The following is a 768-nucleotide window of genomic DNA, read 5'->3' as shown; positions in this document are numbered from 1 at the left end:
CATGGCATCTCAACCAACTATTTCCAGATTTCTATCACATCTCACGAACGAAGACATTGATGAGCTACAAGCCTTAAATCGTCGTATTGTCTCTTTAATTGATGAAAGATCAGCCAACACTGAACTGGTACTAGATTTGGATTCAACCTACTTTAGGACCTTTGGTCATCAAGAAGAAATTGGTTTTAATTATCACTACTTGAACGTCGGTTACCATCCGCTTATCATGACTGATGCTTTAACTGGAACCGTGCGTCAGGTATCGTTGCGAAGTGGCAATACCTATACCGATAATAGTGCAACTGAATTTGTGCAAGGGTATCTGTCAACTAGTCTATCCGCTCAACATCAGACAATTATTTCGCGTGGTGACAGTGGCTTCGCCACACCAGACTTGATGGAAACGTTAGAAGGCAACAATATTTTTTATACCATCCGATTGCAGTCAAATCCCCGATTGAAGCGTATGGCACTTGATGGACGATATGTTAATCTCGACAATCTTTTGACGATTGAAGGTCAGTTGACAACCGATGAATTTGAGTATCAAGCCGCCTCATGGGACAAAACACGTCGTGTTATCGTTTTAAATGATGAACATGGCGGTACACAGTTCATCGTCACTAACCTAAGTCTTCCACAAAAAGACATCGTCCGTGTTTACCGCAAGCGTGCGGCGATTGAAGATATTATTCGCGAACTTAAAGGTGAATTTGCCTTCGGTAAAACCGATAGCAGTTCATTTTTCGCCAACAAAGCGCGCATGTG

Annotated in this window: 1 protein-coding gene; it reads left to right on the top strand. The window is 42.2% G+C overall.

Annotated elements, in window-relative coordinates; genetic code table 11:
* On the top strand, positions 1-768 hold a 768-nt coding region (locus EST42_RS08555), incomplete at both ends, for an IS1380 family transposase (RefSeq protein ID WP_134645042.1).

This window comes from Weissella cibaria (assembly GCF_004521965.1).
Classification (GTDB): Bacteria; Bacillota; Bacilli; order Lactobacillales; family Lactobacillaceae; genus Weissella; species Weissella cibaria_A.
This window is presented reverse-complemented; position numbering and strand designations above follow the sequence as displayed.